13 protein-coding genes are annotated in these 11,606 nt (G+C 55.8%); 6 read left to right on the top strand and 7 right to left on the bottom strand.

The features are described 5' to 3' along the window. Position 1 precedes the first annotated feature (1 nt). The 7 genes from AO240_RS07905 to AO240_RS07875 form a co-directional block, all read right to left on the bottom strand. The gene (locus AO240_RS07905; RefSeq protein WP_099235999.1) at positions 2-2,002 is read right to left on the bottom strand and encodes a phage terminase large subunit family protein; all 2,001 of its coding nucleotides are present in this window, start codon (positions 2,000-2,002) and stop codon (positions 2-4) included. 3 nt (positions 2,003-2,005) lie between these two features. Then, positions 2,006-2,611 carry a terminase small subunit gene (locus tag AO240_RS07900; RefSeq protein ID WP_065935942.1) on the bottom strand — a complete coding sequence of 202 codons (606 nt, stop codon included), beginning with the start codon at positions 2,609-2,611 and terminating at the stop codon, positions 2,006-2,008. A gap of 205 nt (positions 2,612-2,816) precedes the next feature. Then, positions 2,817-3,161: a phage holin family protein gene (locus AO240_RS07895; protein ID WP_003172128.1), complete on the bottom strand. Its 345-nt coding sequence runs from the start codon at positions 3,159-3,161 to the stop codon at positions 2,817-2,819. Positions 3,162-3,679: 518 nt separating this feature from the next. Beyond that, entirely contained in the window at positions 3,680-4,045 is a 366-nt protein-coding gene (locus tag AO240_RS07890) for a hypothetical protein (protein ID WP_099235997.1), read from the bottom strand. After that, positions 4,038-6,260 (bottom strand): VapE domain-containing protein, encoded by a 2,223-nt coding sequence (locus AO240_RS07885; RefSeq protein WP_099235995.1) that lies wholly within the window; start codon positions 6,258-6,260, stop codon positions 4,038-4,040. Before AO240_RS07885 ends, AO240_RS07890 begins: the two co-directional genes overlap by 8 nt. Beyond that, on the bottom strand, positions 6,250-6,477 hold the full coding sequence (locus tag AO240_RS07880) for a TraR/DksA C4-type zinc finger protein (RefSeq protein ID WP_099235993.1): 228 nt from the start codon (positions 6,475-6,477) through the stop codon (positions 6,250-6,252). The genes AO240_RS07885 and AO240_RS07880 overlap by 11 nt, the downstream gene beginning before the upstream one ends. Further along, positions 6,470-6,988 (bottom strand): phage regulatory CII family protein, encoded by a 519-nt coding sequence (locus AO240_RS07875; RefSeq protein ID WP_177445796.1) that lies wholly within the window; start codon positions 6,986-6,988, stop codon positions 6,470-6,472. Before AO240_RS07875 ends, AO240_RS07880 begins: the two co-directional genes overlap by 8 nt. A gap of 658 nt (positions 6,989-7,646) precedes the next feature. Between AO240_RS07875 and AO240_RS07865 the strand changes: the two genes are divergently transcribed. The 6 genes from AO240_RS07865 to AO240_RS28315 all read left to right on the top strand — a co-directional run bounded on the left by AO240_RS07865 (position 7,647) and on the right by AO240_RS28315 (position 11,557). Beyond that, a complete protein-coding gene (locus AO240_RS07865) occupies positions 7,647-8,294 on the top strand; it encodes a LexA family transcriptional regulator (RefSeq protein WP_099235988.1) in 648 nt (215 codons plus the stop codon). A gap of 51 nt (positions 8,295-8,345) precedes the next feature. Next, positions 8,346-9,761 (top strand): hypothetical protein, encoded by a 1,416-nt coding sequence (locus tag AO240_RS07860; protein WP_099235987.1) that lies wholly within the window; start codon positions 8,346-8,348, stop codon positions 9,759-9,761. Between the two features lie 256 nt (positions 9,762-10,017). Next, positions 10,018-10,599: a hypothetical protein gene (locus tag AO240_RS07855; protein WP_099235985.1), complete on the top strand. Its 582-nt coding sequence runs from the start codon at positions 10,018-10,020 to the stop codon at positions 10,597-10,599. A gap of 9 nt (positions 10,600-10,608) precedes the next feature. After that, positions 10,609-10,893: a phage antirepressor KilAC domain-containing protein gene (locus AO240_RS07850; RefSeq protein ID WP_099235983.1), complete on the top strand. Its 285-nt coding sequence runs from the start codon at positions 10,609-10,611 to the stop codon at positions 10,891-10,893. A 140-nt stretch (positions 10,894-11,033) separates the two neighbouring features. Next, on the top strand, positions 11,034-11,372 hold the full coding sequence (locus AO240_RS07845; RefSeq protein ID WP_099235981.1) for a pyocin activator PrtN family protein: 339 nt from the start codon (positions 11,034-11,036) through the stop codon (positions 11,370-11,372). Next, positions 11,360-11,557 (top strand): hypothetical protein, encoded by a 198-nt coding sequence (locus AO240_RS28315; RefSeq protein ID WP_143505337.1) that lies wholly within the window; start codon positions 11,360-11,362, stop codon positions 11,555-11,557. The genes AO240_RS07845 and AO240_RS28315 overlap by 13 nt, the downstream gene beginning before the upstream one ends. The last annotated feature ends 49 nt before the right edge of the window (positions 11,558-11,606 follow it).

The raw sequence follows: 11,606 nt of genomic DNA, 5'->3' as shown, positions 1-11,606 counted from the left end.
ATCAGCGTCTCTTCAGGTAACCGCTGGTGGAGCTGCGGCGTTGTGGGGGTGCAGCGGGTCGCGGTTGGGCAACAGGGGCAACGGGTTGCGGCGTCACTTGCGGTGTCGCGGGAGCCTGCTCGGCAACCGTGATACGTTCCGCGGCGACCACCTTTTCATCGAACAAACCGGCCTGGGCCAACGAGTTACGTACCCGGTCCCAGTCGTGTTCCTGATACCGGTTGATTCCGAGGTAATGCGCCATCGCCAGGCAATACACCATCAGGTCGAGGGCTTCGTTGCGCTCGGCCTTGCCCTTGATCCACTCGATGCGCTTGTGACCCCGCACGTACTTGGCGACCTTGCGCTCGGCCACGCACTGGGCGAAGAACTCGTCCGGCAGATCGTTGGCAAAGTGCAGTGCGCCGGGTCCGGATTCAAACGGGTAGCGGTTGTAGATCCAGTCCTTTGCAGTGTCGGTACCGACAAACCACAGCTCGGCGCCGCCGCGTTCGGTCTGGCCCTTCCAGGTCACATCCACCATGGACGGCCGTTGAGCGATTACCGGCTTACCGGGTTTGCTCGCGCCCTTGATGGCGAAGATGTTGCGCCAGCGCCGCACACGGCAGAACTGGTACACCTCGTCGGTGTGGTGACCACCGGAGTCGACCGCAACCGCGAGAATGCCCAGGCCGACACCGCACGGATGCCGGTACCGCTCTTTCAGCAGTTCATCCAGCACCGCCCAGGTGCGTTCGTCCGAAGGATCGCCCGCGATCACACGGTGATCGATGACCCAGCGCTCCATGCCGACGCCCCAGCCCATTGCCATGAACTCCAGGCGATCAGCCTGCACGTCGACAGCGCCCGTGATCATCATCACGGCGGCGGGCATCGCACCGAGGGAGAAGCCTTCCCGGCGCGCCCGCTCGATCAGCACCGATGCCTTGGTTTGCTCTTGCGCGCTGTCCCACACCTTAGCCAGACGGGTGTTATAGAACACCTGCATGGGCTCAAGGTCGCCTTTGGCCTGGGCCTTTTTCGCCTTCTCGAATTGCTTCGCCAGCGACTTCCAGCCCGTCCAACCCAACGGTGAATACAGTGCGTTGAGGTGGAAGCCGACGGTCTCTCCATCGCCCTTGGCATGGGCACGCCACTCACCACGAGCGAGCATGTCGCCCTTGTGATGCTCCTCGATCAGCACGTCGCAGTCGGGCGCAGCGCACTCGTAATGCACTACGCTGAAGTCCTGGGAGTAATGCAGCCGCTCCCACTCCAGGGTTTGCATGTGCCCGCACGTTGGGCACGGCACGTAGTAGTAACGCTGGTCACTACCCTCGAACAGATCGTCGATGCGCGAGGCGCCCTTGATCGTCGGCGAACTGGAGAAGTAAAACTTGGCATTGCGCCCGAAGGTACTGCCCCGCGTTTCCGCCAGTTCGATGGGGTCGCCCTCTTCGCCTACGTCGACTTCCCAGCGGTCAATCTCATCGCCATACACGTAGCGCGCCGACAGCTCGGCCAAGTTGGCCGCAGAGCCGGCTGTGGTGACGTACAGCGAGCCGCCTTCGAACTCCTTGGTGTCCATGGTGTTGCGTGAGTCCCGCGAGCGGCTCGCCGCCACACGTTCACGCAACACCGGGGTGGCCTTGATCGTCTTACCGATACGCGAAGACACCCGCTTTGCCAGACCCAAGCTGGGCAGCAGCGTGAGGATGTTCGACGGCACCATGTGGATCAACGCACCGATCCAGTTCAAGGCGATCTGGGTTTTCATCAGTTGCGAGGCAACCATGGTGACCACACGCTTGCACGGGTGAGCCGGTGACAGGCAGCGCATCGGCTCGCGTGCGTAGGGTGTTCGCCCGGTGCGATATTTCCCTGGCTCGGCGGCGCCTGTATCACGCGGAATGCGCATGTACTCGTCGGCCCACTCGTCCACCCAGAGGCTGGGGTCTGGACGCAGCCCACGGAAATACGCCTCACGGTACACCTCAGCGCCGTCAGGTTTTTCCGTTTGCATGGTTTAACTCGTAGTGATCAGATCGCGTTCAAGATCAGCCGAAGACATGCGCTCGGCCTCTTCCAGGGACAGCCGCAGCGCCTTGGTCAGGTGCTGCTCAATCTCCCAAGGGTCGGACATCGCCGCCAGTTCGGGTGCTAGTTGCGGGGGCATGCTGAGCAACTGATCGCGCAGCATGCGTCCGGCGTTGTAAGCCCCGGTAGTGACCGCTTTCATATCCACCAGCGAGCCCTGCACCTTGTGAAACTCGGCTTCGGCCAGCTGGGCCAGGTAGTACTCGCGGTGTGCGCGGGCCTTCTGGAAGTCGGGTTGCCCGCTCTTCGCGCCAGCAGGCTGCGGCGGCGCAGCCGTGTTAGTCGGCTCGACCATGGGGGACAATTGGCTGTAAACGTCACGCTGGAGCCGGTCTTGTTGGTGTCGAGCCGCGACGGCGGCCTTGCTGGGGTCGGCAGTTTCAAGAATCAGCGCTTCCGTTGCCAGCACGTCTACCTTCTTGCCATCCGGCGACAGCACCAGGCGGTTGTTGTCTTTCAGCCAGGTGATGTAGCTCGGCGTCCTGCCGATGCGAACCGCGAAAGCGCTTTTAGACAGGAACAGTGGATCTGTCATAAGCCCTCCTTTTCAACGGCTTTTCAATGGAAACCTTTCAATTTCAATGGATTGAATTTCAGTAAGCTGGTGGGCCTGCCGCTAACGCTTTCCCGCGGGTTTCATGCCCCGTGTCCCTCGAATACCGCCAGGGTCCCCGGCGACTTTCGGCACACCATCTTGACGCACTACGCTACAGGCCACGTATTCCGTGGCCTCCAACACATCACGCCTGACCACTGCCCGAGGGCGGCACATCGCACACGCCCAACCGCTTGGCGGCCCAGCGTTCGTACAAACCGATGGCGACATCGGCGCCGGCCATCGCGGTGAGGCATCCGATGCTCCCTGCCGCCAGGACCGACATGCCCGATGCGTGCAACAACATCATGGTGGAAAGCCCGCAGACCACGCAGGCCCCGGACCGAAGCAGCAAGCGGCGAACCAATGACCAGCCGCTCACCCCCGCTTTGTCGGCCCGCCATGCCTCGCCGGAAATACCGCCGATCAGGGATAGCAGGATCACCATCCAGATCGGCATCTCAATAAGCGCTTGCTGCTCGTTTGTCATCGCCCTACCCCATAAACGCAAAAACCCGGCGCAATGGCCGGGTTCAGTGTGGTGGTGTGTCCCGCTGCTCGCGGTCGCACCTATCGAAGATGACTACTTTTTACAGGTGGATTCCGGTGGCAGCAACCCTGTTTTAATGCCACCCGGTGAATGTCTGGTCTACGTCTAGGGAATGTCGGTGAATATCTTTATTTCGGCTTCCAGCGCCTCCGGCGCTGTCCTACCTGCCCCACTATTCAGAAGGGAGGTAGGACAGCTGGAGGCCGCTGAATTCGGGGCCTTGCCCTACTGCCCTACCTCTTTTAACTTTTTCTCGTGTAAAGAGAGAAAACTAAAAAAACGCATGCGCGCCAGCGGCGCGTGATGCGACGCGCTACGCTCATGTGTGCGTCGTGCGATATTAAGTAGGGAGGTAGGACAGGCCACGGAATGCGCGGCCTCCAGCAGTCCTACCTTGCAAACTTGAGGTAGGGCAAGGCCGGACAGTAGGACAGTTGTAGGCGCAAGTGTGCGAAAGGTCACGCAGCCTTCCCCATCAGCATGCCGGCAATGTGCAGGTGCGCTTCATGCAGGCGCTGATAGTAGGTATCGCGACTACACCCACAGTGGGTGTACTTCTGCGACAGGAAGCTTTCGTGGTTACAGTAGTGTTCACGCACGACGACCGACAGCTGCGGCGGCAAGTGCTTGTTGATGATGAGCTCGATATCGGCCGATTCATCCAACAGTACCCGACTGCCACGCGTGCCGCGTATCAGTTCCCCTTTACACTCCATCAGCATTGCAATCATGTTGCCGCCACTTGGCCCACCAGAGCCTTCCGGCACTGGCGAATGCAGATCCTGCGCCCAGAGCTTGAGCATTTCATCGATTCGCTTAATCAAAGCAAGGCTCCTCATCCCTTGCGCTATCAACCTGCAGCGCTGATGCATTGCCCCAATGATCCGGCTTCTTGTAGGCATATGGCCGAATACCACTTTTCGGCAACGGCGGCAGTCGCACCTTTCGCCATCCGAGTCGATGCATGATCGCCCCGACACGCATCTGCTCAGGTTTGCCCCAGTGGCCATAATCGAGCTTCAACGCACCAGCCAAAATATCTTCGCCGCTAGCTGTTGCGCCGATCTGAGATTCTTCCAACCACTTGACGACCGGACCTTCCCACTCATCTACGACAAAGCGCGATTCCTGCGCTTCGGCGAATAGTGGCGCCTCATCCCGATTGACCCACCAAATGTCACCGGACTGATAACAGAACATCGCTTCGGCCCAGAGCTGGTCGCGGACTTCGCGCAATTGTTCCAAATCGACCTTGGTACACGCGACAGGCCAGTAACGCCGGTTACCCGTGGCGTCTTTGAGATATTCGTCTTGGTTCGTCGTACCCACAAAAACACACTGGCGTGGCACGTCCATCGTTCTTCGGCCATAGCTCTCACGATAGGTGTCAGTCGAAGCAGAGAAAAACTGCTTCGCTTTGGTCGACTCAGCTTTGTTGAAACTATCCAACTCCCCCAGCTCAATGATCCACTTACCACGGATCGCCTGGAAGCCATCCTTATCGCCAAGGGCGAAAGGTGTATCCATAAACCAGGCACCGCCAAGCACAGACATTGCTGTTGATTTACCGGCACCCTGTGCCCCTTCGAGGATCATCACCGAGTCAGCCTTACAACCTGGCTGCATCACGCGCCCGACCGCTGACACCATCCAGCGCTTACCAACCTTCGAACTGTAGTCAGTTGCTTCAACGCCCATGATGTCAGTCAACCAGGTAGCCAACCGTGGAACACGGTCCCATTCCAGACCGTGGAGGTAATTGCGTACAGGATGGAAGGCATGATCATGGGCAACCACACTAACCGCTTCGATCACGCTGCTGGCCTTGACCCGAAGGTTGTACTGTTGTGCGAGCCACTTCATTACAAGCATGTCGTCGATATCTGCCCAGTCGCCGACACCGCCACCGTATGGGGCAGCACGTAACTTAACGATTTTTGAGCTGAACGCGCTGAAGCCGATTACTCCAGCCCAGCGCTCATCGTTGCCGAGTATTAATTCGACGTTCTGCATGTGCGCTATCAAAGATCCGTTTTCGGTTCGGGCCAATTGATCCTTCCACCCACCAGCTGCAGGAGGCCTGACCACCGACAGCACCTGACGGCGGACAGCCTCTAGGCCTTCTGCAATATGCAGGTCGTTGAAGTCGGTCCACTTGGTCTCGCGCTCACCGGAGAACACCGGGGCAACCACTTGACCACCGACGATCAGAGCGGCGTTGTTGGCCTTTTCTTCGCCAGGGTTCCAGGGATCGCCGTTGGTGCGCTTGGTCTTCCAGTCGTCGTCGCGACAGATGATCAGCGGGCAACCGGGGAAACGTTCGCGCATGGCCTTGGAAACCGACAGCAAGTTGCCCGCGTCAAAGGCGACGGCGACAGCGAGCGAAGTCGCCATGTGCAGGCTTGCACCCGTAGCATAACCCTCACACACCAGCACCGGCTCACCCGGTTCAGGGTGCGGGCCGATCAAGTGGAAAGCGCCTTCCTTCGACATACCGTAGGGCCAATACGCTTTGTCGCGCCCGGTGTCCTCTTGCTTCGCGGGGAAGATCACCTGCAGGCCGACGATCTGGTCGCGCACGTTGCACATGGGCACTAAAAATGCGCCTGTACGTGGCGCATAGCGAACCTTAAAGCCTACGATCTGCTTTCGATCCAGGTAGGCGCTCTTACCCTTTTCTGGCATGCGCTGGAACAATGCCGATGCACGATTGGCCGCTCGGCGGGACGCGTTAGCCGCGATTTCGGCAGCCTTGCGCCTTGCATCTTCCTGTCGAGCACGCATTACCTCGCGCTCTTCCGGGCTCATGCGCCCGGCCTTTACTTTGATTTTTTGGGTATCGCCAGATCGCCAATCACCAAAGCTACCGAATATCAGCGTTCCGTTCTTCTCGGTGCGATGTTCGTGGACAACATACCAGCCATTTTTCTCCTTGCCTTTATCCTGGGTGGTTTTGCAGCGAGTGAGCTTGCCGAAAACCAATGGCTGATCAGGCTCAAGGCCATAATCCCCGAACTGATTAATTACCTCATCGAGCATAACGGGAAGCCCTCACATCGTCTGCGGATTGGCATTCAACACAGTGAGTGCAACCGGGTTGTGCCAACCGACGAGCTTCCGGGATTGGCTCATCGCATTCATCACAGAACATCAACGAACTAAGGGGCATGGCGGAAAGCTGGGCTGCGCGAGCAGCCAAAGCCTGATCAAGTCGTTCCTGCACCAGGTCATTTGCAAAATCAGCAATATCAGCCACGTTCCACCCCACGAGTAGTCTGGTTGACATAACGGGCGCGGTTGTACATACCCAACAAACCCTGGATGCCGCGAAACACCAACTGGCGGATCTCAGCCAACTCACTGTCGTCAACCTTTCCGTCGCCAATATGCTTGGCCCAAGTTTCGGACAGGTCCGCTACCTGCCGGAAGAACTGTGCAATCCCGGTGGTAAGGGTTTCGGGCATGTCATTGGTGTACGACTCGGCCAGCTCCTGCCAGATCGTGTCGCCAACAAGGCCGTGCACAGCGTCGAGAATCCGACGGTCCTTGGTCAGTTCGAGGATCTCGCCAAATTCTTGGATATTGACCGTGTGCGAGGGGTGCGTAGGAGACAACTTGTGTTGCAGCGTTGTGGCATTGCGGCCGGTGGTGGCGGCGATTGCAGCGGCGCCACCCGGATAATCCCGTGCGGCGTGGTAAAGCGCTAATTCGAGCGTCAGGATTTCCCGCTGTGCTCGATCAACGCAACTCAGAGCAATTCGGCTCATGGCATTAATCCTTATAAGTTGCCAGTGCCGCGCGGCGTGCAGTGGTGTTACATTTGCCGCGTGGCTTGAAAGGGCCCAAACGCCGGCAAGATCCTCAAGATCGAAACCGGCACCGTGCCGAGGCGAGTGATCCGTCTCTCACCTCTGGCGCAACAGCTGCCCAATCTGTGGTGGAAAAGGCAGCAACCCAAGACATCCGTGTCTTGGCAGCGCGATAAAGGGAGGTGGTTTGCATGTGGTGTGCCCTCCTACCTTAGTCGCGACCCGACAGCACTGTGGTGGTGTGTGCCGGGAGGAACTGGGCGGCCTTTGGGTCGCCTTTTTTCTATGCAACCCTATTCGTACAAGGACTCTCAACAATACCGAAATGCTCTAACACTTCAGCAAGGGACACAGCCCCTTCACTTTCACGCGCCAAAGACTTTATTAGCGATACGCTAGGATCCTTGCTCGCATATTTAACGTGAAGGCGAAGGTAGCTCACAGCAATGCTGCAACGGCCTGCATAAGCCTTGAGCGACTCAGGGTCCAAACGGTTGATGTAATCACGCAGTCTCATGTGGTGTACCTCCCAGAAGCAAATTTAACCATAAGGGTTAATTTTTGCAATACCTGAAAGGACATTCACCTGGAAGGTTAACCTTGCCAGAATCAAATCATGAAAATTTCTGACACTCGCCTACAAAATTTCCGCAGAGTCATAGCCGAGAAGAAGCTCCGCCTGACTGATATTGCCGAGCGCTTGGGAAAAGCTCCCGCTCAGGTCAGTGCCTTTGGAGGGAAAAATCCAACAAAAGGGATCGGGGACCAAATTGCCAGAGAACTTGAGAAAGCACTGGGCTTACACGACGGTTATCTCGACATGCCTTATGGGATTGGAGAGTTCAATAACGCTACGGTTTTGAGTCATACAGGTAGGAAGCTGCCAGTGATTGGCTCGATAGCAGCAGGCTCTTGGTGTGAAGCTCATGAAAGCTTCGATCCCCGAGACGCAGAGGAATGGATTGACGCACCAGGACCTGTTGGACCAAGGGCTTTTATTCTCAGAGTGGAAGGTATGAGCATGGAACCAAAATTTGTTGAGGGAGACATGATCGTTATTGACCCCTCACTCGAAGCGCTTCCAGGCCATTTTGTTGCTGCGAAAAGAACGAGGGATCAAGCAGCCACCTTGAAACAATTAAAGCAAGAAGGTGACGAGCAATATCTGTTTGCTGTGAATCCTGATTGGCCTGAACGAATTATTCGCATGACGGAAGAATGGTCAATATGTGGGAGAGCGCGCTGGAAAATATCTAATCTTTAACGCTCTTACACCAATCTGGCTAAAATCATTAAACACAACACTGGAAAACTTATGGAAGAGAATGACTTCGAACCCGAGGAGTTCGAAACAATTAATGACGAAGAGCTAGATCCATACTCAGGCTATGAGTATCGGGACTTTGAATTAGATCCTGACAAGCCGTTAGTTCTACTTCTTGGCAGCGTCGGAGGAGAAGGCTCACTAAACCTTCTAACGACGACAAAACGTCAATACAAAAAAAAGATGCTGAATTCAACTCCCGCAAACTGGGAAACCATACTGCATTTTTTCTTGCAATATGAGATAAACTCAGTAATTGTGAAAATTACTGACCCTGTCTTTCACTGTCTATACGACCAATCATACGATGATATTAAAATTGAGCTATTTTCACGAATAGCAAAATGCCGGCACATAGCTTTCGTTCAGGAACACACGCTTAAAAGATCAAATATGCCCGGTATAGAAATGGTCAATAGCCGCCTTCCTCAAGAAATGGCCCGCTACGCTCTGGAGTGGTTTGAGGAAATAGGCTTAGACATTACGCCATACAATCGCACAGCTGAAATGAATGTTCTATCTGAAAACTTTTTGGTAGAAACTGAAAAAAATCTAATTTTTCGTATGTACATTCCAAAGCGAAGAATTTGGTCTGAACAAACTGAGAAACTTCTGCAGCTGTTCAAGGACTATCTCGGCCGAGTATCTAACATAAAAACAAGGCTCGACCAACGTTCGACAGACGATGGTACCGTATATGAGTTCCATGGAGAAGAAGAACACTCAGAAAGCAGCATGCAGGAAAAGTTTAACGATTTCTCTTCACTAATGGACCTTTGCGCTAATGACATCACTGCTGCCGAAGCCTTATTGAAAAGCAGAGAAGTTAACGAACAAGAACTTAATTCGATACTGACCAAATTTTCAAAAGAAGCTAAAAGGCTAAAGCTGGACATCAAACATGAGGGCGAAACGAAGCTTCTAAGCCTTCGACACAGAATGGAATCCGAGCTAACTGACATAATCCATAGCCCACAAGAACAAGAATATATACAAGGCATTATAAACTCCATAGTCACACCCTTAATCAATTCAACATTGAAATCCCCACTAGGCACATCTTTCCCATCCGTACTAAATGGAATTCCACAAAATACCGGAGCTACCCATATTAGCTCCCAAGTCATTAATATTGCGAGTATCGCTATTTCTCAGGAAATCAGGGGAAATAAGCAGTTGACCGAAGAAGATTTAAAGCTCATCGAGTTAATTGAGCAATACGGCGGAAAATCTAAGACTCAACTGGAATCCGCGGTGCATGAGCTCGCAGATACCGGAATCCCGGAGCCAGAAAGACTCGGAGCTAAACAGAAGCTGAAGAGGTTTCTCTATGATGTAGGCTCAAAAGCCACTGATCTGGGTCTCGGCGTGCTTCAGACCTATATTGAGAAAAAGCTCGGACTCTAACCCCAAAGGTTGTTTTAGCTTGCAAAGTTAATCTCAAAGGTTAATATTTGCCTCACTCTCCCACCACAGAGCGAGGCAACACCATGCACACCACAGCCACCCTGCACGTCCACCCGGCCGCTGCTAACCCCTCCCGCATCTTCGAAATCCGCCGACTGGCACAAGCCTGCGGCTGCGCCTTCATCGCGTCCACACCTAAGCTGAAGCACCGCTCCGCGCCTGCCCCATTTGACCCAAACGGCGGAGGGCAAGCGGCATGAGCAAGTATAAACTCGACAACCGCACCCTTACCCTGCTCAAGGCCCAAGTCAGCCTGACCGAGACCTTCAACCACCTCTTGCGAGCCGAAACGCAGCGCGAGGCCCTGGCCTTCCGCCTGAATGTCGAGCGCCGAAAAGTCGACACGCACTTCACCATTGAGCTGGGCAGCGAACGTCACACACTGACCCTAGCCAACACCAAGAGGATGCACCTCAAGCTTGCGGACTTCATCGAGGAGATCGTCAATGGGCCAACCACCCCATCCGATCCATCGTCCCTGCCGCACGCAAACCGCTGCTACGGCGTATTCAGGACTGAACACAAACAGCAGGTATTCAACCTGGTGCAAACCGGCGGCGCTCTCAGTCTCGATATGGGCTTCGAGCAACCGATCAACTTGGCAATCCACCGCAGCAAAACCCGCGCAGGCATCACCACCATCATAAGCATCGGCGTCAGAAAGCCGCGCACCAAGTGCTTCACGGTGTACGGCAGTGACGTGGAGATCTACTCCATGGTGGCCGAATCCATCACCCACCTGGCTGCCGTGGCGACACCCGCCGCGCATGCAGCCTAGGAGGCCGAGATGGAACGCAACCTCGAACAAGCCGCCAAGTACTTCGGACTTACACGCCACAAGTTGATCGCCCTGATGCGCGAGAAACGCCTGCTTAATGACCGCCGCCTTCCAGCCTTCCCCATTCGAGATCGCGAGTACCTGCGCATCAAGAACGGCAACTGGTACCACGAGACTGCGGGAATGCAATACAGCCAGTCGACCAAGGTCAGGCAAGCCGGCATGCCCTGGTTGGCCGAGCAACTAGGGCTCGAACTGCCAGCCATCCCGGCAGACAACCGTGACGTGGCCTAGGGAGTACGCCCGCCAGATCGTCGCCATGCGCACACGCGAGGAGCGCAACGCCGCGCTCCTCGAAGTGCCGGAGCATCTACGGGAGCTGACTAAACGCCATTGCCTGAATGCCTGGAATCATCCTCAACGGAGGAAACCCAATGACTGCACACGCTGACCAGCAGCCACTGCGGCTGCTGCCCGCACCAGATCCGGCAACAGTCGAACTGCTGTACCGGACCTTCGGTGACGTTCTGATTCCTGTGGAAAAGCTGCGCGAACGGTACTTCCGGAACCTCAACGAAGGATCTTTTGCCGACGCAATTGCAACAGGCCGAATTCAACTGCCCGTGACAACGCTGGTCAACAGCCGCAAGGCGCCGAAGTACGCTCATATCAAGCATGTGGCCTCGCTAATCGACATTCGCGCCTACAAGGCGGATGAAGATATGCCGCGACCAGAAGCCGTCGACGACGAGGTCGTGACATGTCACTGCTAGACCAATGCCGACACTGCGATACACCTTTGTCTGCCGAAGAACAGGGCAGCCGACTGTGTGATGAGTGCAGCTACTTTGCCGCCGACTATCAGCGCTACGACGCCCTCCGAGAGGAGGGTTACATGCCCTATCAGGCCAAGCTGATGTGTGGCCTGGCAGATCCACCAGATCCAGACGACGAATAACACACCAATTGGCTGCCACCACCAGCCAACACACCACCAGGAGCACACC

Source organism: Pseudomonas sp. ICMP 460 (genome assembly GCF_002723595.1).
In the GTDB taxonomy this organism is placed as follows: Bacteria; Pseudomonadota; Gammaproteobacteria; order Pseudomonadales; family Pseudomonadaceae; genus Aquipseudomonas; species Aquipseudomonas kitaguniensis.
The sequence above is the reverse complement of the archived record's forward strand: the minus strand, read 5'-3'. Positions and strand labels throughout refer to the sequence as shown.

What these genes read in the sequence shown, in the direction of transcription:
- AO240_RS07905 (WP_099235999.1), bottom strand. Translation starts at nt 2,002, where the DNA reads ATGCAAACGGAAAAACCTGACGGCGCTGAGGTGTACCGTGAGGCGTAT.
- AO240_RS07900 (WP_065935942.1), bottom strand. Translation starts at nt 2,611, where the DNA reads ATGACAGATCCACTGTTCCTGTCTAAAAGCGCTTTCGCGGTTCGCATC.
- AO240_RS07895 (WP_003172128.1), bottom strand. Translation starts at nt 3,161, where the DNA reads ATGACAAACGAGCAGCAAGCGCTTATTGAGATGCCGATCTGGATGGTG.
- AO240_RS07885 (WP_099235995.1), bottom strand. Translation starts at nt 6,260, where the DNA reads ATGCTCGATGAGGTAATTAATCAGTTCGGGGATTATGGCCTTGAGCCT.
- AO240_RS07875 (WP_177445796.1), bottom strand. Translation starts at nt 6,988, where the DNA reads ATGAGCCGAATTGCTCTGAGTTGCGTTGATCGAGCACAGCGGGAAATC.
- AO240_RS07865 (WP_099235988.1), top strand. Translation starts at nt 7,647, where the DNA reads ATGAAAATTTCTGACACTCGCCTACAAAATTTCCGCAGAGTCATAGCC.
- AO240_RS07860 (WP_099235987.1), top strand. Translation starts at nt 8,346, where the DNA reads ATGGAAGAGAATGACTTCGAACCCGAGGAGTTCGAAACAATTAATGAC.
- AO240_RS07855 (WP_099235985.1), top strand. Translation starts at nt 10,018, where the DNA reads ATGAGCAAGTATAAACTCGACAACCGCACCCTTACCCTGCTCAAGGCC.
- AO240_RS07850 (WP_099235983.1), top strand. Translation starts at nt 10,609, where the DNA reads ATGGAACGCAACCTCGAACAAGCCGCCAAGTACTTCGGACTTACACGC.
- AO240_RS07845 (WP_099235981.1), top strand. Translation starts at nt 11,034, where the DNA reads ATGACTGCACACGCTGACCAGCAGCCACTGCGGCTGCTGCCCGCACCA.
- AO240_RS28315 (WP_143505337.1), top strand. Translation starts at nt 11,360, where the DNA reads ATGTCACTGCTAGACCAATGCCGACACTGCGATACACCTTTGTCTGCC.